The sequence below is a fragment of the Streptomyces sp. NBC_01571 genome, assembly GCF_026339875.1.
Taxonomy (GTDB): Bacteria; Actinomycetota; Actinomycetes; order Streptomycetales; family Streptomycetaceae; genus Streptomyces.
In genome coordinates this window covers 2,088,988-2,108,759 of record NZ_JAPEPZ010000001.1, presented here as the reverse complement: position 1 = coordinate 2,108,759, position 19,772 = coordinate 2,088,988, and the positions used below count along the sequence as shown (strand labels likewise).

Genomic DNA, 19,772 nt, shown 5'->3' with positions numbered 1-19,772 from the left:
GATCAGTCGCGAGACAGAGCTCAAGGACCGGGAGACCCTCGCATGGACGCGAGGGCGCAACACCCCGCGCTCGACCCTGCCATCGCCTGGCCCACGCTCGGCATGTGGGTTCGATGGGAAGGCGAGCGTCTCGACCTCGTGTCGCTAGCTGTAGCGCCCGCACGCGGCACCACAACGGATCAAGTCCTGCTGCCGTGCTCTCCGGAACTCCTGATACAGCTCGGGAAGATCTCGCTCGGCAACAGCCGTGCTGGCCTGTACGCCGTGCGCCTGGCGGAGGACGGCGCGGACCACCGTCTGGTGCTCTGCCAGCGGGGTTGGGAAGGTGCGGTCCGAATCAGCGGAGCCGTGTCCTCGATCGCGGAGCCGCTGTACGGGAAGACCCGAGCCGCCATGCTCGCGGCCGGCCGCGAGCAGAGAGCCGCGGGGAACCAAGACGACGCCGCACAGTGGAGCACGATGGCCCGCCAACTGCTGCTGGCCAAACGATCCTCCCGGCGCGGACGCAGCGTCCGAACGATCTCGGGTGGACTGCCCACTCTCGGCAAGCACGGATGAATGAGGGGACGAACCATGCGAGCCCTTCCGGCAGCAGTTCCCGCCGAGCCTGCACGAGGCCGGGCTGAGCGGGCTGGGCTGGCACCAGCTGGTGTGTGCGCTGTGCGACCTGCACGGACCCGACCGGCACCTGGTGAAGGAGACGAACCTGTTCTTCGCGGCCGACACGGTGCCCGGGCTCCTGCCTCGGTCGCCGGCCATCGTCCTGACCCGGGCCCCGTCGGGATCGCGTCGTCGTTCGCGCGCGTTCCGCGAGTGAACCGAAGCTGTCCCTGGCGCTCACTGCCTACTCCCGCACCCACCCTGTCGACGTCGTCACCACCACCCAGCCCATGACCGACCTCGGGCTGGATACCGGCGACCTGTGACGCCGTGGCCCCGTACCCGCGAGAAGCCGGCGGGCGCGGGCAGCCGCGAGGCCTCCCGTGGGGAGCCGGGAGGCGCGGCGGGCCCCGCCGCCACGGGGGGAAGCGGCAGGGCCCGAGGGGCCTCCACCTGGGGGTGAGGGGCCGTCCGCACACCATGCACCACAAACCGGCCACCGGGATAGATCCCGACCGGAAATAGGCGCTGTCAGTGCCAGCGGCAATGATGGGCTGCCACCTCACCTGCGCGTCGCAAGCGTCAACGTCCGCTGCGCTCGGGTCCTTCACCTTCTGCGCGGGCGGTTTGGCGACGCCCCCATCGGACGGGCGGCCATCGATGAGGTGACCGCTTACAGAGAGAGCATCTTGCTGCCCCGCGCGACCGGCCGGTGAAATGGGCGGGTGGCTCCCTTGGCGAAGTCCCGTGGCCCCTTCGCCCAACACCGACTCAACCGCACGGTCCAACTCGCGTGCCAGCACGCCGGATTGCCGCAGACAGATAAACCGGAGTTGATCCATGTCACGATGAACGCGCTCTTCAAGATCCCCGGCGATCCGGTCATCGTCCGTATCGCCCCGTCTGCCACTCTCCTGGCGGACACCGAACGTCTCGTTCAGGTCGCGCGCTGGCTCGAAGCCGTCGACTTCCCCGCCGTCCGTCTGCTGCCCGAGATCCCTCAGCCGCTACTCATCAACGAAACCGACCACATCGCCACGTTCTGGCTCTACCTGCCGCAAGACGGCCGCCCGACGCCGCGTGCCTACGAACTCGCTGGCCCACTGCTCCAGTTGCACGCCCTGCCCACGCCGGAGTTCGGCCTTCCCCAGTGGGAGCCCATCCGGGAGATGCGCGAACGCCTGGCCGACTCGTCGATCCTCCCTCCCGGGGACCAGGCGTGGCTCGGCGACAGCGTCCACGAACTCGACGAGCAGCTCCGGGATCTCACCTACCCACTCCCACACCGGGGTGGTGTCATCCACGGAGACGCCTACATCGGAAACCTGCTCCGCGGCCCCCATGGCGACCCCGTGTTGTGCGACCTGGACTCCTTGTGCCGCGGCCCCGCCGAGTGGGATCTCATCCCGGAGCTGGTGGCCTGCATCCGGTACCGACGCCCCATAGCCGACTACGACCTCCTGTGCCAGCTCTACGGTGCCGACATACGGACCTGGTCTGGCTGGCCCGTTCTCCGCCGGCTGAGGGAACTCAAGGTCCTCACTGCTGTCCTGCCGGTCCTCGACAGTAGCCCCGGTCTCGCAGAACAGGTCCGCCTCCGCCTGCACGGCCTTCGCGAAGGCGCCGAGGCCCCGTGGACTCCCTTCCGCATGACCCACTGAGCAGCCAACACGCGATTCGGCAGCCATCACCGACAACGCAGCGGCAAGGGAGGGGAGTTGAGAAACAATGAAGCCCGATGACGAAAACCGAAGCAGCTAGGAACCCCGGAGGCCGTCCTGCTGCTGGCCGCCCGCTCCACCAGCACCCGCAGCGGCAAGCCCCTGCTGACGTTCAAGAAGATCGCCGCCGCGCTGTGCTGAAGGAGCTGCTGAGCCAGTCACTGCCCGCCGGCCTCGCAGCGGCGGTGACAGGAGCCGTGACCGGCTCGTGGGCGGGCTCGGTGAACGGGGTGGAACTGGGCCGCGGAGCCCGCAGCACGAGGCGGGGCGGCAGCGCGGCGGCGTGCGAGAAACGCGGCTTCAGGGCGTCCGGCGGTGTGCGCGGGGCCTGGCGGACGGGCCGTGCCCGGTACGCCCGTCCGCGGCCGGTGAGATTGCGGTCGTGCGGGTGGGTGGCGGGGCGCGGCGGGGAGAGGGTTGTCATGCGCGATCCCTGGTCAGTCGGTGCAGCAGGGCTGCGAGGGTGGTGTGGTCGTAGGGGGTGATGCGGATCAGTGCGTGGGCGGCGGCGAAGCCTGCTCCGCCGGGGCTGGTGTCGCGGTCGGAGTGGAGCCAGGCGGCGATGGCGTTCACCAGGGTGCGGCGGCTTTGTTCTGGCGGGCCGCCGAGCCGGTGTATCGCGACGGCGGCCTCGGTGTAGAGAGAGGCAGCGGCGGCGCGGTCCTGGGCCATCACGGCGAAGTACGCCTGGAGTTCGGTGCCCATCGCTGCGTACGGGTGGTCGTGGCCGTGGCGGGCGATGAGGTGCTGGGTGGCGCGGTGGGCGGCCTGTTGTGCGGCACGCCAGTGCCCCGCGCGCTGAGGTGCGCGCGGGGTCTCGAGCAGGCCGGTGTCCTCGGGGATGCCCTGGTTCCATATCGGGTCGACGGGCTGGGCGTTGGCGGGCGGGTCCTGGCCGGGGTGGACCGTGCCGTCGGCGGCGATCTGCTGCTGGTCGATGTGCCCGTAGGGGTGGCCGATGGACAGCAGGATCGGTCGGCCGTGTCGCTGGGCCGCGGCGCGCAGGGGGCCGCGGACGCGCTCGATGAGGGCCTCGGCCTGGTCGGGGTGGCCGTCTTGCCGCAGCCCCTGGGCGTGGATGCCGCCGCCGGGAAGGACGATGATCGTCTCGTGGATGTCGGCGGTGAGTGACGGGCCCAGGGGCATGGTGGTCTTCCTCGGTCGTGGCTGGATGGGGTGGGGTGGGCCGTCAGCGGGAGTCGACCAGGGCGTAGCGGTAGTCGAGGATCTCGGGCTTGCCGTGGCGGGGCAGGTGGACGACGGCCTCGCCCTGGAAGCTGTTCACCACCACGGCACGTGGCGTCTTGTTGTAGACCGACTCGGTCTTGCCGGGGGTGATCTGCAGGCCGGCGTTGGTGACGAGGGTCTCTGCCTTGTGGGCGAGAGAGGTGATCGCCAGGACGCCGGAGGAGGTGGTCAGGGTGTAGGTCTTGTCGTGGGTCGGCGTGATCGGGAAGAAGTTCACCGTGGCTTGGGACCCGAGGTGGTCGCCGCGTTCCTTGTAGGTCTTGAGGATGGCCTTGGCGTTGTCGTTGGCGTGGGAGAGTTTGCTGCCGTCCTTGGTGCCGCCGCTGGCGAAGAGGTCTTCGACGGCGTTGGTGACGCCGCTGGGTGCGAGGCTGCCGACCGGGGTGTCCGCGTTTGCGGGGACGGCCAGGCCGCCCTTGGTCCGGGGGTCGGGAGCGGTTGCTGCGGGAACAGGGAGATGACCTTCTTCCAGGTGCCGCCGGTGTCGGCGGACTTCTCGAAGATCATGAATGTGTGGTTCGTGCCGTTGGTGGAGGCCTCGGCCGCGAACCAGTTGCCGGTGGGCGGGATGTAGAAGGAGCGCCGGGTGAAGTAGAACGGGGTGCCGTAGTCCTTCTTCTCCTTCGCGCTCAGGGTGTCGAACTGCTCATAGTCGGCCTTGCTGCGGGCGTAGAGCTGGCCGGCTTCCACGGTGGAGAGGAGGCTCGCGTCGCGCGTCTTGTTCGCCTTGTTGTTGATCTCCTGGTAGTGGTCGAGGATGGACCCGGCAGTCTTGTGGTCGACGACCCCCTTCGGAGCGGGGCTCGCGCTCGAGGTGGGGGCCGAGCCGGTGTCCGAGCCTGGTCCACAGGCGGTGAGACACAGCGCCGCCGCTGCGCCCAGGGCTGCGGCACCGGCACGCATACGGGGTGGGGACGGGTGCTGTTGGGGGGAGGGCATCTGGATCACCCCTGGTGGAATCGAGCGAGGGAAGGGGTGCTCCGCTCCGGCGGGCGGGTATCAGTGCTGTGGGGGCGGCGGTCGGACGGTCCCCGCGTCCGCTCTCGCGGTGAGGGTGGTTGGAGCGGCGTCCGGTCAGCTCTTCATGGGCCACTCCAGGGGCTTGCTGTAGAAGCCCTGGCTGAGCTGGACTGCGGCGGCCTTCTGGCCCTGTGGGATGAGGAAGGCGGTGCAAATGCGCTGCGACTGGCCTGCGACGAGCTTCTTGTCGGAGTCGAACGCCGGGCAGTTGGGCCACTGCGCCTGGCCGAGCAGCACGATGAGGGCGCGGGTGCGCTGGCCTGTATCCGTTCTGACAACCAGATCGTCATCCATGTCGCCCAGCGCCATCGGCTTGCCGCTCTTGTGGGTGAGCGTCGACCAGACGTACACGGGCACCTGGGGGCCGTCTTCCTTGTCCTGCTCAAGCCCGGAGTTGTCCATGTCGGCCTTGCTGCCGACGACCACCTTGGTGGGCGTGACCGTGTAGGTGGCCCCTCGGGAGCGCTGCATCTGGCTCTCTTGGACCGGGCTGGCCTCACCCAGCTTGAACGTCGTCTTCTCTTTGCCCGCGCTGGTCGTCGAGGCAGATTTCTCCCTGGTCGCGCCGGTGTCCGAGTGTGCGCCGCAGGCGGTGAGGGTGAGGGCCGTGGCGACGCCGACGGCGAGCACGGTCAGGTGGCGCGGGCGCGGGATCGAGGTCGAGGAATGGGGCATGGTGGTTCCTCCTTCAGGAACTGGGGACGGGTCAGGCTGCGGAGCGCCGGGCGCGGCGGACTCCGGCGGCGAAGTCGCGAGCGATCTCGTCGGCGGCGGTGGCGGGCGTGTTGGGCTCGTCTCGCATGCGCCGGATGACAGCCGAGCCGACCACGACGGCGTCCGCGTACGCGGACGCCTGTGCGGCCTGGCCCGGTGTGCTGATGCCGATGCCGACCGCGACCGGCAGGTGGGTTGTGGTGCGCAGGCGGTGGACCAGCCTCGGCAGGTCGGGGCTGAGCGGGTGTTGGGAGCCCGTGAGGCCGGAGGTCGCGGGGGCGTAGACCATGCCGCTGTGGGAAGCGCCGATCGCCGCCAGTTGTGCCGTGGAGGCGCGGGACTGGATGAGGGGGATGGTGTGCAGGCCGGCCGAGGCTGCTGCTGCTCTCCATGCCTCCGCCGCTGGCGGGGGAAGGTCAGGGATGAGTACCCCCGCGCCGCCGGCAGCGGCCAGCCGACGCGCAAAGGGCTCGATGCCGTACTGCGCGATCGGGGCCCAGTACGACATGACCAGCAGCGCGGCAGGTGTGGACGCAGTCAGTTCGGATGTGGCCGTGAAGACATCGTGCATCTGGAAGCCAGCGGCCAGTGCCTGGGCGGTGGCTTCCCGGATCAGGGGGCCGTCCATGACCGGGTCGTGGTGCGGGACGCCGATCTCCAGCACGTCGGCGGACTGGGCCATCGAATGCAGCGCGTCCAGGCTGGCTGTGGGGGTGGGGTAGCCGAGTGGCAGGTAGAGGCCGAGCGCGGCCCGCCCCTTCGCGTGGCTGACGGCAAAGGCCCGGTCGAGGCGGTCGGCGGGCGGCCAGGACGGCGACGTGGAGTTGTTCATGACGGCCTCTCGGGCGACGGGCGAGGGGAAGGGGCGGCTGCCGTGCGCACCGCGAGGCGCCGGCAGACTGGGGCGGAGAGGACGAGGGCGAGCGTGGCCGTGCCTGCCGGGAGGGCCCAGGGGCCCTCGAGCACGCCGGCGGCCGCTGTCCCCAGGGACTGGCCCAGCCCGAAGGCCGCGATGAGCCAGCCGTACGCCTCGATGAGCGTGCCGGGTGGGGCAAGCTCTGCGACCACCTGATACGCGCACGTCAGCAGCGCTCCGAAGGCCATGCCGGGCGGCACCGTCAGCGCGAGGGCGGCGAACGGTGGCGGGTCGAGGCTCAGCGGCACCCAGACGGCCGCGAATACTGCGGCGGTCAACGCGAGTTGCCGGCTGAGGGAAGCGGGCAGCGGCAGCGCGATCCAGGCGGCGGTCCCCAGGAGCGCACCGATCGACACCCCGGCGGGCAGGACGCCTGCCAGCCACTGAGCGGAATGCCGTTCGCTCGCGGTCAGGGCGGCCACCGACAGCGCGCCGAGTGTCCCGCCGACCACGGTGAGGACGAGCAGCATCCATCGCATGCCGACCGAGCGCAGGGCACCGAGGGCTCCGCTTCGCACTTGCGCGGGTCGCCACCTGCGGGAAGGAGCCGATGCCGCGACGGCGAGAGCCCCTCCCAGCCCGAGGCCGGCGGCCACGGCGAAGGTGAGGCCGGGCGGTGCCACCGCTGCAGCTGCGACAGCGGTGAGAGGACCGGCGGCGTAGACAAGTTCCTGGCTTCCGCTGTCGAGGGCCAGCGCCGCACGCAAATGCCGCCGCGTGGGGGTGATCGCGGGCCACAGTGCCCTCAGGACCCCCTCCATCGGCGGGGCTGTTGCTCCCGCGACGGTGACGGCGGCGGCTGCAATCAGCAGGTTGAGCGTTTCGGCGGCCGCAAGGATGAGGAGTGCGGCCGCCGACGTGATCGCGCCGGCCATGAGTGTGCGGGTCTGTCCCCGCCGGTCGACCAGGCGGCCGAGCAGCGGCTGCCCGACCGCTACCGCGAGCCCGTACAGGGAGGCGAGCGCAGCCCCAACGCCGTATCCGTGGCCGTTCGCCCGCGCAGCGATCAGCAGCGCGACAGGCGTCATGCCCAGCGGCAACCGGCTCACGAGCGTGGCGGTCAACAGGCGCGCTGCGTACGGCAGCCGCAGCACGGTGCCCCAGTGCACGGGGCGCTGCTGGGTGTGGTGCGTCGGCGCGGCGCGGACGATGGGGGCGGGGGGTGTGTCGACCGCGCTCATGTGTGCGCTCCGCGGTGCAGACTCGTGTGCCGCCGGGTCCGGCTGCCGTGGTCATTCGCCTCGGCGGTCCGTGACTCAGCGCCGATGGGCGCGGGCCGACGAACAGGCACGTGGGCCTGCGTCGGCTGGTCGCGGGACGGAAGGGCGTGCGCGCCCGGGCACGCGAGGGCGCATGCAGCGTGCGCTGAGCCGTCGGTGGTGCGCATCATCGTCCTTCGGTTGACATGGAAGGCCCGACGCCGGGTGGATGTGTCCGAGGGATCGGCGGGGACGGGCATCAGGCCGCCGGGGTGATGTCGTCGGCGCGTGCGATCATGGCCAGTCCGTAGAGGCGGGCGGGGTCGGTCCACCAGTGGCTCAGCTCCAGGCCAGCGGCGCTGAGCTGTGCGGCAAGGCCGTGAGGATGGAACTTTGCGCTGACCTCGGTGCGCAGTTCCTCTCCCGCGGCGAAGGGCACGACCAGGTCGACACCGCGCAGGGTGACGGTCTGGTCCCGGCGGGACCGCAGACGCATCTCGATCCACTCGTGGTCCGCGTCCCAGACGGCCACGTGCTCGAAGGCGGCCACGTCGAAGTCGGCGTCCAGTTCCCGGTTGAGGCGATGCAGCAGGCCGAGATTGAACCGGGCGGTCACGCCTGCAGCGTCGTTGTAGGCGCGAATGATGACGGCTGGGTCCTTGACCAGGTCCACGCCGAGGAGCAGGCGGTCGCCGGGGGCCAGGCGGGAGGTGAGGGTGGCCAGGAATGCCGCTTGCTCGGGGGGAAGGAGGTTGCCGAAGGTCCCGCCGAGGAAGGCGAACAGGCGGGGCCCGTCGGTGGGCGGAAGGTCGACCGCGGCGGTGAAGTCGGCAAGGAGGGGTTTCACCGTCAGGCCGGGGTACTCCGCCGCGATGGAGGCTGAGGCCTGGGCCAGGGCGCTGGAGCTCACGTCGACCGGCACGTAGGTGGTGAGCGGTCCGCTCAGGGCATCGAGCAGCAGACGTGTCTTGGCCGAGCACGAACCGGAACCCAGCTCGATCAAGGTTCTGGCGCAGGTGAGCCAGGCGATGGTGGTGCAGGAGTCGGCGATGATCGCCTGCTCCGTCCTGAACGGGTAGTACTCCGGCAGCCGGGTGATCTCGTCGAAAAGCTGGCTCCCGTCCGCGTCATACAGCCACTTCGGCGAGAGCTGTTTCGGGGACGTGGCGAACCCTCGTACGACGTCTGTGCGCAGTTCAGCAAGGTGATCGGGTGCGGGCGAGGTCAGGGCGGGCAGAGCGGGTGCGGTCATCGCGAAGTCCTTTGGAGAAGTGAGGTGGCGCGGATGGGGACGGTGTTCACGTGGTCACGTGCTGGGGTTCGGCGACGGCGGGGGGAAGGACCCGAGGACGTCTCAGTCCGCGGGTGGCGCAGAGCACGACGAGGGCCGCGGCCCCGCCAGCCGGCAGGAGCACGCGGGCGAAGGAGAGTCCTGCGGCCCCGGTGCCCACGGCGCATCCGAGGTCGAGAGCCGCAACCAGCACGGCGCTGGCCTCGGTGACCGTGCCGGCCGGCGCCAAGCGGACGGTGAGGAGATAGGCCGCGCTGAGCAACGGGGCCATGACGAGGCCCGGGAGCAAGCACGCCGCGACCGCGAGAAGGGAGTTCCCGGCCGCCAGCAGGGGGATCCAGCCCGTCGCGAAGCCGGCGCAGAGGATCACCAGATGCACTGCCGTCGGGCCGGGCCACGAGCGTGCCCCGTACAGGAGCCCGCCGACCAGGGCACCGGCGGAGACGGCGGCGGGCAGTGCGCCCGATAGACCGGCGTACTGGAACTGGTCGGCGAAGGTGACCGCGAGCGGAGTGAGGGCACCCATGGGTACGCCGATGAACAGCATGGCCGTGTAGAGAACGCGCAGTTGCTGAGACCGCAGCGGGCCCAGCCAGTCCACTTCGCGAGGCTGCGCCGTCCACGACCGCGACGGGGGTGCGGTGACGACGAGGACCGTGCCCGCCAACCCGACAGCGGCCGTCGCCACCACGGCCCAGCGAGCCGACGACGTGTAGGCCAGGGCGGCCACCAGCAAGGGGCCGGCGATGAAGATCAACTCTTGCACGGCGGCGTCCAAAGAGACAGCGACCCGCTCGTGCTCGCGGTCCGGCATCAGTGGGCTCCACAAGGCACGCAACGTCGCGTCGAGCGGGGGCTTGGTCAGTCCGGCCAGGGCCACTGCTGTAAGCACGACCCCCCATGAGGCGCCGTCCGCCGTGAGCAGAAGGAGTCCGGCGGCCGCGGTGGCCGCGCTCGTCGTCAGCACTGCTGTCTGCCCGTGCCGGTCGACCAGGCGGCCGAGCAAGGGCCCGCCCACGGCGTTGGCCAGCAAGTACACGGCAGCCAGTCCGCTCCCCGTCTGCAACCCGCCGTTCTCGGTGCCGATCAGGACGATGGCGAGGGGCACCATTCCCGATGGCAGGCGTCCTGTCAGCGTGCCGATCAGCAGCCGGGCGGCATGGGGCACCCGCAGCACGCTGCGATAGGTGACAGCGCGCAGTGGTCTGTCGGCCTTGGCGGGGGCGGTCTGCACAGGGTCTCCTGAGGACTGATGGGATGGCGCCGGGAAGGAAGGGATCCAGGTGGGGGGCGGGCGGGCTCCTTCGGCCCGGCGCCGGGGGGCTGACTGGCTTGTCAGCTGTGGGACCAGGGGCCGAGGACGCTGCTGGCCGGAACGGCCACCAGGTGCAGGTGGTCGGGGAGAGAGTCCTGGTAGTGGGCGAGTTCGGCGGTGCTCACGGGCGGGGTCGGTGCCCGGTCGGCGGCCGATTCGAGGGCGGTGAGGACCTCGGCGTCGATGTCCGGGGGGCCGTGCCAGCGCAGGACCAGCAAGTCATGGCCTTCGCGGTTGCGTTCGGGCAGAGTCCGCCCCGCCTGCGGTGCGCTCCACAGGGGCAGGGGGTCGAGAACCACCACCGCGAACAGATTGGGGAGGCCCTGGCAAGCGGCCTGGACCCGCGAGGCCGAAGGCGGGACGGTCATGAGGGACGAGTGCATACCGGCCTCCCGTACAGGCCGAGGTTCTCGGCGGCTCGGATGACCTGGTGGTCTTGGTTGATAGCGCGGCTGTCGTCCGCGACAAGGAGGAGCCATCCCGTGGTCTCGTCGGCTCGCACCGGGGTGTCGGCGGTGAGCTCGGTGGTGGCGGCGACGGTGGGCAGCGCGGTGATGGTGCGCAGCAGAGCGTGATCCAGTGCGCCGTCGTGCCGCGGCAGCAGGGCGATCTTCGTGACGTGGGCGTGGGGACGGTGGCGGGCTGCGGGGCGGTTGCCGGTGGTGAGCAGCAGCGCGGTGTCACGGATGGGGTCGTGGCCGGTGGCCTGGCGCAGCACGTCGGTGGCGAAGTCTGCGTAGGGGTCGGTGCGCAGGGACAGCAGGGCGGGTCCACGGTCGGGGATGAAGGTGACCGTGGCGTGGGCGGGGCCGTAGCGGATGCCGAGGGCAGTGAGCGTGCGCATCGTGTAGAGGGCCAGGGCGCGGGCCAGGAGTCCGTGGCGGCTCAGGAGGTCGGCGCGGCATACCTGTTGGTCGGCAGTGCGGGTCTCGGACCAGATCGCGGTAATGCTGTGGTCGGTGGATCCGTCGGGGCCGGGGCCGGGGCCGGTGAGGGTGTGGATGCGGTAGTGGGTGCCGGCGAGGTGCTCGCGCAGGACCAGCGGCTGGGTGCTGGAGTGGTGGAGGCGGTGCCAGGCGGAGCGGATGTCGTCTTCGGTGCGGCAGACGGAGGAAGGGTGGGGGTGGGTGGGGTCGGGGTGCTGGAGGACGAGTTCGGCTGTCTGCGTGTAGGTGGCCCATTCGAGGGCGTTGGAGAGGCGGGCTGTGCGGATGCTGCGGGGCGCGGTGATACCGGCGTCGAGTAGCGCGGCGCTGGTGAGACCGGCATCGCGGCGGATGTCCGCGGTGTCGAGGGCGTTGCCAGGCAGGTGGAGTCGGGCGGCGAGCAGGTCGGCGAGTTCGGTACCGGCTGGTGAGCCGGCGAGGACGGCTTGGACTCCGAGGCGGTCGAGGTGGGCGGCGGTGCGGCGCAGGCTCGTGCGGTGGGTGACGTGCCGGAGGTAGCCGGTGTTGTCGTCCGGATGGTGAGCGGGTTCGGTGACCGCGACGGAGTTCCAGCCGTGCCGGGCCAGCGCGGGCACGTACCGGTCGCCGGCATCAGCGGGAGCGATGACGGCGGCGGTGCCGGTGCGGTACGCGGGCGCGGCCGCCGCGTGGAGGGGTGCGGCGAGGGCCATGGTCGGGTCTCCTGTGTGTGTCGGTGCCGTGCGGGTCAGGCGACGCAGGCGGTGGTGGCGTTGTCGGGCTGGATGTGGATGCCGCTGCGTTCTTCGACCAGCTGCAGTCGCCGGTGGCAGGTGTCGGGGTCGGGCCCGGTGACCACGGCCAGTGCCAGGCGGTCCAGCAGCGTGGCGCGGGGCGGAGCGTTGACGTGGCTGCGGGGTGCGGCGATCCACTCGAAACGGTCGAGCCAGGCGGCGAACACGCCGGTGTGCCGTGCCGTGACGTGACCGGTGACGGGCGGGTAGAGGAAGCGGACGGCGGCGCTCTGGTGCCGGCTGGGGACCAGCTCGGGGTCGGCGCCGACGGCGAGGTCGGCCGCGATCTGCGGCAGATTGAGGCCGGTGGCCAGGTGGACCAAGTGCGGGATGAGGTCTCCGCCGAGCCGGGCATTGATCTCGACGATGCGCGGGCCCTGCTGGGTCAGGCGCATCTCGACGTGCATGACACCGCTCGTGATGCCGACCGTGTTCAGGGCAGCGAGGGCCACCTCGTGGATGCGGGGGTCGGCCAGGAGAGGGTCGGTGGTGTCGACGAGGTGGCCGGTCTCCTGGAAGTCCGGTTCGTCGCCGAGATACTTGCGGGTGATCGCGGCGATGTGGACGGTCTCGTGGCCCAGGACGACGCACTCCACGCTGATCTCCGGACCATCGAGGTACTCCTCGATCAGCACGCCCCCGGTCCCGGTGTTCTCCAGCCCGAAGAGGGTCGCGCCGCGGGCCGCCCGGTAGGCGTCGCGGACTTGATCGGCCGTGTCGGCGCGGCGCACGCCGGCGCTGCCGCCCATCGACCGCGGCTTGAGGACGACAGGGCCGCCCAGGAGAACCGCGTACTCGACGGCGGTCTCGGCGTCCGGGACGAGGTAGGAGCGGGCACGTTGGCCGCGGCGAGCAGGGAGCGGCTGAGGTACTTGTCCCGGCAAGCCTCGACGGCGCTGGGGGTGTTGCCGGGCAGCATGAACCGCTCCGCGATCCGGGCGGTGAGGGCCACGTGCTGCTCCATGTAGGTGAGCACCCCGGCAACGCCCTGGTCCGCGGCCAGCGCGGCAACGGCCTGGGCGACGGCCTCGGTGTCCGCCAGGTCGACGGCCATGGAGATAGCCGCGTGGTCGTTGGCCCAGGCGGGAGGTTGCTCGTCGAGGAGGGCGACGCGGTGGCGGGCGGCGATGTGCTGCAGTCCGTATCCGCGCCAGATGCGGCTTCCAGCGCCGATGAGGACGAGCAGCGGTGATCCCGAGGAGTGCCATGTGCTTGTCACAGCACGGGAGTTGGGGCGCAGGGCGGTCAGACTCATGGTCGGATCTCCGGTTCGGTGATCGGGATGCGGCGGGTGCCGGTCCGGTGGGACGGCGTCGCGAGGGCGGTCATGCGCTCGTAGCGAGGACGCCCGGGCGTGTGACGGCGGGCGGCCGGGGAAGCCGGCGGGTGAGTGCGGCCGGGTCGCCGGTGTAGTGCAGGCCCTGCAGGCCGAGCTGCTCGGCGGCTTCGACGTTGTCCAGCCGGTCGTCGACGAACAGGGTCTTTGCGGGGTGGGGCATTCCGGCGGCCTCGAGCGCGGCCTCGTAGGCCCGTTTGTGGGGCTTGTTCACTCCGATGCGGGCGGAGTAGACGGTCCGGCTGAACAAGGTGGCGCACCATTCGGCGTCGTCGAGGGCGTTTGCCAGCGGTTTGGGCGCGTTGGACAGGAGTACGAGGCGCAGCCCGGTGGCGTGGGCTGTGTGCAGGAGGTCCAGCACGGCGGGGTCCGTGGCGGTCCACATGTCGAGGTCGGCGCTTGCGAGGGCGGCCAGGAGGGTGCTGCCCGCAGGCGCGGTGCATCCGTTGCGCAGCAGTCCGCTCCAGAACGTGTGGGTGGTGGCGGTGCCCTGGTCGTAGGGCTCCCGCCGCTGCCAGAAGGCCTGTTGGAAGGCGTGGGTCTCCTGGGGGTGCCAGCCCGCGAGTTCGGCGAGCCGGGCCCACTGGGGCGGGCCGGGCTGGCGGCCGATGACCCCGTTGTAGTCGAGGATCAGGGCCTCGAGGCCAGCGCCGCTGGGGGTGGTGGGCTGGGAAGAGGTCAACGGGACTCCAGGGCTCGGTGGGAGACGACAGCGACGGTCGCGGTCAGGACGACGAGCAGGGCCAGCGCGGTGGTCAGGCTGGTGAGCGAGGCGATCGCCCCGATGGCGGCCGGTCCGGCGAGCAGGCCGAGGTAGCCGATGGTGGCGACGGTGCCCACGGCGCGTGGTCCTCCCCGTCCGGCGGCTGTGATGAGGGCCGGCATGGCCGTGGACAGGCCGGCTCCGAGGGCCATCCAGCCGAGCAGGGCGGCCGGGGCGCTGCCGGCGATCAGTGCAGCGCCGAGTCCGGCGGCGGCGAGGGTGGCGCCGGTGCGTACCAGGGCGGGTGCTCCGTAGCGGCCGGTCAGCCGGTCGCCCGCGAGCCGGCCTACGGCCATGGCGGCGCTGTAGAGGGCGTAGGCGGCCGCCGCTGTTGCCTCGGAGCTGTTGAGGGAGTGCAGGTGCACTGCCGACCAGTCGGCGGCGGCGCCCTCGGCTAGCAGGCACGCAGCGGCCAGGGCGCCGAGCAGCCACACCTTGGTGTGGGAGGTCTGCGCCGGCTTTGCCTCGTCCGGAACCGCTTCGGGACGCTCGGGTGCGTGGTCGAGGGAGGTGGCCGTTCGTACGGCCGGAACGGCGGTGGCAGCGGCGAGCACCGTGAAGGCACCGACCATCGCGAACAGCACCTCGTGGGACATCCAGGTGGTCACGGCTGCGAGCGCGGCCCCGCACAGAGCACCGATCGAGTAGGCGGCGTGCAGCCCGGACATGATCGACCGCTGGAAGGCGATCTCGCAGTGAACGGCAGATACGTTGCAGCCGACGTCAAGCAGCCCGTGTGCGAAGCCGAAGACGACGGCAGCCGCGATCAGGGTCGGCAGCGTGCGGCACTGGCCGAGGAGAGCCAGGGCGAGGCCGAAGACGACGGCGGGGACGACCAGCAGTCGGGAGGGACCGTGCCGGTCGGCCAGGCGCCCGCCGAGCTGGAGCCCGGCGACCATGCCGGCTGCGGCGCCGAGAAGAACGAGTGACAGGTGGCCCGTCCCAAGGTTGGCCACCCTCTGCACTGAGGGCATCCTCGTGCCCCAGACCGCCATGACGAGGCCCATCACGGCGAAGACACCGAGCAGCAGCCGTCGGTCGCCCGTCGGCGGTGCGGACTGCTCGGCCGGAGCGATCGCAGTCATCGGCCTGCCCCCGGCGCGGGCGTGGGCCGGGCTGTCGAAACAGGAGGTCATCTGTGCGGTGCTGCCCACGAGTTCGGGCATGTGGTGCTGTGTCTCATGGTCCGGTTCTCCGGTTCGGCGGTCAGGTAGCGGCGGGGACAGGGACGGCGGTCACACGGGAGGCGGTGCGGCGCTGGGTGAGGCCCGCGAGCGGCAGGCACAGGGCTGCGCCCATGGCACCGGCGGCAAGGGTGGTAAGCGCGGCGAGAACCCCACCGCCCGAGGTCAGGGACACGGCCGCGAGAACCGGGGCGATGATCACGGCGACGGCGAGGGTTGAACCCCAGATCCCGGCGTACAGACCACGGGCGTGTACGGGCGAGATCTTGGTGACGATGTCGTTGGCGGCGATGAAGAAGACGATCTCCCCGGGGACGGCCGCCGCCACGGCGAGGCTGTAGCCCGCGGTGGTGTCGGCGAGGCCTGCGCTGCCCATGCCCGCGCCCAGCAGGAGCGATCCGACGGCGAGCAGGCCGGTGACTGGCTGGGACCCGTCGCAGCGGCGCCGCAGCCACGGGTTGAGCAGCGGGGTGAGCACGACGACGGCGCCGGCGTTGGCGACCTGTGTCCATCCGTAGGCGTCGGCGGCGAGCCCGTCGTCCTCCATCAGCAGCGGCAGCACGGTGAACATGCCGGCAGCGCAGGTCAGGGCGGCCACACTGGCCATCCACAGCAGCCACAGGCGGGCGTCGCGCACGGCCGAGCGCAGCGGGGTGCGCGCGGCGGGCTCGCTGGGGCGGGCGGAGGCGGCCGGGGTGTCGTCGTCGAGGTAGCGGTGGGCGAGCAGGGCACAGGCCGCGCAGGCGGCGGCGTTGAACCAGAACAGCACCGGGAAGCCAAGCTGTCCGGCCAGCAGGCCGCCTACCGCGCCGGTGATCGCCGCGCCGATGTTCACGGCCCCGTGGCGCCAGCCGTTGACGGCGGCGCGCTGTCCGTCGTCGGCGATGAGGTCGGCGATGGCCGCGGAGACAACCGGCCTCGGCGCGTCGTATACGATGCCCGCGATCAGGGCTCCGGTGCACACGGCGGCGAACGCGTGTGCCTGGGACATCACGGGCAGGCAGACGGCGGCTGTGAGCATGGCGGCCACGAGGGTGCGGCGCCGGCCGAGCCGGTCGGCGGCCCAGCCGGTGAGCAGCTGGCCGACGAGCCATCCGATGCCGAAGACCGCGAGGGCCTGGCCGACAGCGGCGGTGGTGTAGCCCAGGTCCTTGAGGTGATAGCTGAGGAAGGGATAGGCGAAGCCGAAGCCGCGCGCCACCAGGGTGATGACGAGCAGTGCCCAGATGGTCGGCGGCCAGGGCCGCGGTCGGGACGGTTCAGCGTCCTTGGCGGTGGAGACGGGCATGGTGGTGGCTGACACGGACGCTCCGGGGAAAGCAGGGGCGAGACGTTCCTGGTGGGGCGGCCGGCGTCAGCTGGTTCGGGCGCCGGACGGGAAGGGCGGCGCGTGGGGGCGTCGCCGTGGGTGGACGACGCCCCCACTGAGCAGCCGGGCCAGCGCCCGCGCCGGAAGGACGCGGGGATGTCGCCCCAGGGGATGGAAGCGAGGGGCCGGGCCGGTCAGCCGGCCAGCTGGTAGAGGCCGTCGTCGCGCACCCAGCCTCGGGTCCCCTTGGGGATGCCGGACTTGGAGCGCTGGGTGAGCTGGCTGTAGTCCCAGTTGCCGTGGCTGCACAGCACGGTCAACTTGTCGCCCCGGTACAGGAGGCCGCGGCTGGCGTAAGCGGTGGATGGGCCTGTGCGGTAGTTCCAGCCGGCCTTGGCCACGGTGGCGCCGTAGTTCGGCCAGTTGACGGTGCACTTGCTGTTCTCACCGACGGCGTGCGCGGCGGGAGCGGAGGCCACGGTCAGGGTGGCAGCGGCCGCGAGTGCGAGGGCGGCGGGCGCAACCGAGCGGAGGGCGAGATTGCGGATCATCGGGAAACAACCTTCCGAAAGGGAGGAGGGGGCACGGCGTCGCCCCGTCCCCGGCCAGGGCGTAGCCACTGGTCGGGGCCCCTGCGTCAGAAGTGCGGCGTGAGGCCGCCCTGTCGGGCATGGGAAGAGGCGCGTCCGGTGCTGGGCGCTGTGTGGGGGTGCGGAGTGGTGCGTTGGTGAGTGATGCGGGGCGTATGTCTGCCTGATGACGCCTTGAGTTGCCCGGCGTGGATCGGCGAGCCGCGGCCGACTCAGTCGAGCTGCATGGGGACGCAGTCGTAGGCGTACTTCTTGGCGACCCAGCCGGTGGTGTTCTTGGCCAGCCCGGTCCTGGACTTCTGGCCGAGCTTGAGCTTGATCCAGGAGCCCTTGGTGGCGACCTTCTTGCCCCAGTCGCCCTTGTAGAGCAGGCCCTTGGACTTGTAGGCGGTCGACGGCCCCGTCCTGAAGTTCACCGCGTTGGTGTTGATCTCGTAGTAGACGCGCGGCTTGCACGGCATCTCGGCCGCAGTGGCGGCCGGGGCGGTGGTCGCGGCCAGGCCGGCGGTCACCGACAGGGCAAGCATGGCCGTGGCGGCAATTCGAGCGGGAGCACGAAGTCGCATGGGATCCCTTCAATTCATGGGGTGACATGGGTGATGGGGCGAGACGCCCCACCGGCCGCACGGTCCGCTGTCAGTGCATGGACGGTGGGCATGGCTGTCCGAGGCGCCGGCGGTTCTATGCGGCCTTCCTCCGGCGTGCGACCGAGGCCTGAGTTGTCGTCATGGCATCGCGCCGCAAGGCAATGGATGCAGCGGCAGTGGCTCCGACCTGAATGGCCTCCATGGGAATCGGGCGAAGCGAGACTGCGCGAGACGCGGCAGTGGAGACTCGCACTCGACTCGCCGAGGAGGCACGCACGGTCGCAACCACACCGCAATCAGCGGAAGAGTCGCGCCCGAACATGTTGCCCGCCTTGTATAGAGTGGACCGAGTGCCTATTGCGCTCTATTGAAACACGACTTGGAATACCATTCAATAGGCGATCGACTGTGACTCGATGAGCGCCACTGCGCGGGACATCTGCAGTACTGGCTGCGACGACAAGACCGACCTGAACTTCTTCGCCAGGTGCGCCTCTTCTGGCGCCTGCCCTCGGCCCGAGGGGGCGCGGATAACACCTCTCTCGGGACCGGTTACGGGTCTGTGTGACGACGCCCGGGAGTAATGTGACAACCCACCTGGGGACCGCGCCGAGCGTGCCTATGATCGGTGCATGCCGTCGTCCCTTCCCACGTCCCTTGCTGTGTCCGACGCCATCACCCACTACCGCCAGCTGCGCGAGCTGACCGTCGACGAGCTGGCCTATGTGCTCCGGATGCTCGATCACCCGATCTCAGCCGATGCCCTCGCGGAGATGGAGCGATGTGCTCGCCCCGTGACCGTCGACGACCTCGTCGCGATCGCCTACGCTCTCGACACGACCCCCGCGGTGCTGCTGTCGCACATCCCCATCGACATGCCGGAACCCGAAGGGCCCCTCGCTACCGGGCTCCCGAGCGACGTCGACCAGACCGAGCTCCGTGCCTGGCTCGAGGGGAAGACCTCGCTCGACCGCGAGTCGCGGGTGGGCTGGTGGAAAGAGCGGGTCGCCCGCCTCAGGGTCCGGTCGGCGCACCACGAGGAGCAGCTGCAGGGCGCGTACGCGGAGCTGCGCGAGCTCGGTGACCTGGCGCTCCAGGAAGCTGACGCCCCGCCTGTGCAGCGTCTTCGGTGGCGCATCCAGGACGGCGAGCACGCGCTCAACCAGTCCGAAGTCGCACTGGCGCTGACTGAGCATCGACTCGACAACCTCCGAGAAGGCGCCTGACAGAAGAGTCCTGGCCAGTCAAAGTCACCTATCCATAGGCGACTTTGACTGGCTTTCTGTCGTTACGTGGTACATCTGGTACATCAATCTGCAATACTGACAGTGCGCTTGTGAATGCCTTCGCAAGTGCTCATGTACGAGAAGAAAGCTCGGAAATCGGTCGGGTGGCCATCAAGGGGGCCAACTTCGGCTCCCGGGCGTGGTCGGGATCGGGGTCTCGGGGATGCAGTGTGGAACTGCGGAGCCGAGACGCTGGTCCCTGTGAAGATGGCACCGCCTGGACACGCAGAACTGAACGAGAGAAAACGGGGGCGATTATGACTGAGGATCAGCCTCAGTTACCCGAGCAGCCGACACAGGGCCATGCAACAGCATCACAGGCCGTGCCGCCGCGACCGCAGGTTCCGCCAGTTGTCACGGCCGCCAACGGAGCCAAGCAGGTCGTCAACGGTGCCCGGGACTTCTTCAACACCAAGGTCGCGCCGGCCGTCGAGAACTCTGGAGTCAAGGAGTTCCTCAGCAACCGCGTTGCCCCCGCCGCGCAAAGCGCCGCGCGCTCGATGCAGCAGAGCACCTCGCGTCCCGGACTGGCCAAGCTGAGAGGGCTGGCCACCTTCATCCTTCCCGCCGCGGCGTTCCTGGCGATCATCTCGCTGTTCATGCCGATCGCTTCAGCCATGGGCTTCTCGGTCAACTACTTCAGCGACGAGGCCGGCGGCGAGGGCGGCTTCCTGCTCTTCACCATGTTCGTGGCCATCGCCGCCTCTGTCGTGGCAGTCATCCGCAAGACGAACTGGTCCCGCGTCACCGCCGGAGTCGTGGGCATCGTCGCCGGCCTGATCGGCATGATCGACGGCTTCGGGACCATGGGCTCCGTCAGCGGCACCCGCTACGCCTCCGTCGGAGCGGGCGTGGTGCTCCTGGCGCTGCTGTCGGTCGTGATGCTGGCTGCTGCAGTCCTCATCCTGCTGTCGCCGCGTCAGGCCTCTGCGGTTCCGCCGATGCCGAGCATGCCGCCGGTCCAACCTCCGCAGAGCTGAACCAAACCGACTGT

Annotated in this window: 20 protein-coding genes and 2 pseudogenes; 4 read left to right on the top strand and 18 right to left on the bottom strand. The window is 70.5% G+C overall.

Annotated features, from left to right (window positions below):
• The first annotated feature begins 42 nt into the window (after positions 1-42).
• Both OHB41_RS09420 and OHB41_RS09415 read left to right on the top strand, forming a co-directional pair.
• Positions 43-558 (top strand): hypothetical protein, encoded by a 516-nt coding sequence (locus OHB41_RS09420; protein WP_266697416.1) that lies wholly within the window; start codon positions 43-45, stop codon positions 556-558.
• Positions 559-1,448: 890 nt separating this feature from the next.
• Positions 1,449-2,261, top strand: a complete 813-nt coding sequence (locus tag OHB41_RS09415; protein WP_103544522.1) for a phosphotransferase family protein — start codon at positions 1,449-1,451, stop codon at positions 2,259-2,261.
• Positions 2,262-2,433: 172 nt separating this feature from the next.
• On the opposite strand, the gene OHB41_RS09410 is transcribed toward OHB41_RS09415, so the two are convergent.
• From OHB41_RS09410 to OHB41_RS09325, 18 genes and pseudogenes are all read right to left on the bottom strand, one after another.
• On the bottom strand, positions 2,434-2,745 hold the full coding sequence (locus OHB41_RS09410) for a hypothetical protein (protein WP_158713645.1): 312 nt from the start codon (positions 2,743-2,745) through the stop codon (positions 2,434-2,436).
• Positions 2,742-3,467, bottom strand: coding sequence for a hypothetical protein (locus OHB41_RS09405; protein WP_266697415.1), 726 nt, complete (start codon positions 3,465-3,467; stop codon positions 2,742-2,744). Before OHB41_RS09405 ends, OHB41_RS09410 begins: the two co-directional genes overlap by 4 nt.
• A gap of 43 nt (positions 3,468-3,510) precedes the next feature.
• Positions 3,511-3,978, bottom strand: coding sequence for a DUF8094 domain-containing protein (locus tag OHB41_RS52600; protein ID WP_526025037.1), 468 nt, complete (start codon positions 3,976-3,978; stop codon positions 3,511-3,513).
• Between the two features lie 107 nt (positions 3,979-4,085).
• Positions 4,086-4,472, bottom strand: a pseudogene (locus OHB41_RS52595) (DUF8094 domain-containing protein); the annotation flags it as partial.
• 171 nt (positions 4,473-4,643) lie between these two features.
• Positions 4,644-5,264 (bottom strand): hypothetical protein, encoded by a 621-nt coding sequence (locus OHB41_RS09390; RefSeq protein WP_266697412.1) that lies wholly within the window; start codon positions 5,262-5,264, stop codon positions 4,644-4,646.
• A gap of 31 nt (positions 5,265-5,295) precedes the next feature.
• Positions 5,296-6,135: a tryptophan synthase subunit alpha gene (gene trpA / locus OHB41_RS09385; protein WP_266697411.1), complete on the bottom strand. Its 840-nt coding sequence runs from the start codon at positions 6,133-6,135 to the stop codon at positions 5,296-5,298.
• A complete protein-coding gene (locus tag OHB41_RS09380; protein ID WP_266697410.1) occupies positions 6,132-7,400 on the bottom strand; it encodes an MFS transporter in 1,269 nt (422 codons plus the stop codon). Before OHB41_RS09380 ends, trpA begins: the two co-directional genes overlap by 4 nt.
• Before the next feature lie 277 nt (positions 7,401-7,677).
• Positions 7,678-8,670 carry an L-histidine N(alpha)-methyltransferase gene (egtD, locus tag OHB41_RS09375; RefSeq protein WP_266697409.1) on the bottom strand — a complete coding sequence of 331 codons (993 nt, stop codon included), beginning with the start codon at positions 8,668-8,670 and terminating at the stop codon, positions 7,678-7,680.
• Positions 8,671-8,716: 46 nt separating this feature from the next.
• Positions 8,717-9,943 (bottom strand): MFS transporter, encoded by a 1,227-nt coding sequence (locus tag OHB41_RS09370; protein ID WP_266697408.1) that lies wholly within the window; start codon positions 9,941-9,943, stop codon positions 8,717-8,719.
• A gap of 101 nt (positions 9,944-10,044) precedes the next feature.
• Positions 10,045-10,392, bottom strand: a complete 348-nt coding sequence (locus tag OHB41_RS09365) for a hypothetical protein (protein ID WP_266697407.1) — start codon at positions 10,390-10,392, stop codon at positions 10,045-10,047.
• A complete protein-coding gene (locus OHB41_RS09360) occupies positions 10,389-11,642 on the bottom strand; it encodes a glutathione synthetase (RefSeq protein WP_266697406.1) in 1,254 nt (417 codons plus the stop codon). Before OHB41_RS09360 ends, OHB41_RS09365 begins: the two co-directional genes overlap by 4 nt.
• 35 nt (positions 11,643-11,677) lie before the next feature.
• A complete protein-coding gene (locus OHB41_RS09355) occupies positions 11,678-12,607 on the bottom strand; it encodes an ATP-grasp domain-containing protein (RefSeq protein WP_266697405.1) in 930 nt (309 codons plus the stop codon).
• Positions 12,608-12,690: 83 nt separating this feature from the next.
• Positions 12,691-12,777 (bottom strand): annotated as a pseudogene (locus OHB41_RS09350) (hypothetical protein); the annotation flags it as partial.
• Between the two features lie 271 nt (positions 12,778-13,048).
• Entirely contained in the window at positions 13,049-13,741 is a 693-nt protein-coding gene (locus OHB41_RS09345; protein WP_030213744.1) for an HAD-IA family hydrolase, read from the bottom strand.
• Positions 13,738-14,907, bottom strand: a complete 1,170-nt coding sequence (locus tag OHB41_RS09340; protein ID WP_266705753.1) for an MFS transporter — start codon at positions 14,905-14,907, stop codon at positions 13,738-13,740. Before OHB41_RS09340 ends, OHB41_RS09345 begins: the two co-directional genes overlap by 4 nt.
• A gap of 121 nt (positions 14,908-15,028) precedes the next feature.
• Entirely contained in the window at positions 15,029-16,309 is a 1,281-nt protein-coding gene (locus OHB41_RS09335) for an MFS transporter (protein ID WP_266697404.1), read from the bottom strand.
• A 200-nt stretch (positions 16,310-16,509) separates the two neighbouring features.
• Positions 16,510-16,866 carry an SH3 domain-containing protein gene (locus OHB41_RS09330; RefSeq protein WP_266697403.1) on the bottom strand — a complete coding sequence of 119 codons (357 nt, stop codon included), beginning with the start codon at positions 16,864-16,866 and terminating at the stop codon, positions 16,510-16,512.
• Between the two features lie 251 nt (positions 16,867-17,117).
• Entirely contained in the window at positions 17,118-17,432 is a 315-nt protein-coding gene (locus OHB41_RS09325; protein WP_256905548.1) for an SH3 domain-containing protein, read from the bottom strand.
• Positions 17,433-18,124: 692 nt separating this feature from the next.
• On the opposite strand from OHB41_RS09325, the gene OHB41_RS09320 reads away from it, so the two are divergent.
• Together OHB41_RS09320 and OHB41_RS09315 are read left to right on the top strand one after the other, a co-directional pair.
• Positions 18,125-18,718 carry a DNA-binding protein gene (locus OHB41_RS09320; protein WP_234372776.1) on the top strand — a complete coding sequence of 198 codons (594 nt, stop codon included), beginning with the start codon at positions 18,125-18,127 and terminating at the stop codon, positions 18,716-18,718.
• A 383-nt stretch (positions 18,719-19,101) separates the two neighbouring features.
• Positions 19,102-19,758 carry a hypothetical protein gene (locus OHB41_RS09315; protein ID WP_266697402.1) on the top strand — a complete coding sequence of 219 codons (657 nt, stop codon included), beginning with the start codon at positions 19,102-19,104 and terminating at the stop codon, positions 19,756-19,758.
• Positions 19,759-19,772: the final 14 nt, after the last annotated feature.

Coding starts and splice junctions, on each gene's coding strand:
- OHB41_RS09420 (WP_266697416.1), top strand. CDS start 43: ATGGACGCGAGGGCGCAACACCCCGCGCTCGACCCTGCCATCGCCTGG.
- OHB41_RS09415 (WP_103544522.1), top strand. CDS start 1,449: ATGAACGCGCTCTTCAAGATCCCCGGCGATCCGGTCATCGTCCGTATC.
- OHB41_RS09410 (WP_158713645.1), bottom strand. CDS start 2,745: ATGACAACCCTCTCCCCGCCGCGCCCCGCCACCCACCCGCACGACCGC.
- OHB41_RS09405 (WP_266697415.1), bottom strand. CDS start 3,467: ATGCCCCTGGGCCCGTCACTCACCGCCGACATCCACGAGACGATCATC.
- OHB41_RS09390 (WP_266697412.1), bottom strand. CDS start 5,264: ATGCCCCATTCCTCGACCTCGATCCCGCGCCCGCGCCACCTGACCGTG.
- trpA (WP_266697411.1), bottom strand. CDS start 6,135: ATGAACAACTCCACGTCGCCGTCCTGGCCGCCCGCCGACCGCCTCGAC.
- OHB41_RS09380 (WP_266697410.1), bottom strand. CDS start 7,400: ATGAGCGCGGTCGACACACCCCCCGCCCCCATCGTCCGCGCCGCGCCG.
- egtD (WP_266697409.1), bottom strand. CDS start 8,670: ATGACCGCACCCGCTCTGCCCGCCCTGACCTCGCCCGCACCCGATCAC.
- OHB41_RS09365 (WP_266697407.1), bottom strand. CDS start 10,392: ATGACCGTCCCGCCTTCGGCCTCGCGGGTCCAGGCCGCTTGCCAGGGC.
- OHB41_RS09360 (WP_266697406.1), bottom strand. CDS start 11,642: ATGGCCCTCGCCGCACCCCTCCACGCGGCGGCCGCGCCCGCGTACCGC.
- OHB41_RS09340 (WP_266705753.1), bottom strand. CDS start 14,907: ATGACTGCGATCGCTCCGGCCGAGCAGTCCGCACCGCCGACGGGCGAC.
- OHB41_RS09330 (WP_266697403.1), bottom strand. CDS start 16,866: ATGATCCGCAATCTCGCCCTCCGCTCGGTTGCGCCCGCCGCCCTCGCA.
- OHB41_RS09325 (WP_256905548.1), bottom strand. CDS start 17,432: ATGCTTGCCCTGTCGGTGACCGCCGGCCTGGCCGCGACCACCGCCCCG.
- OHB41_RS09320 (WP_234372776.1), top strand. CDS start 18,125: ATGCCGTCGTCCCTTCCCACGTCCCTTGCTGTGTCCGACGCCATCACC.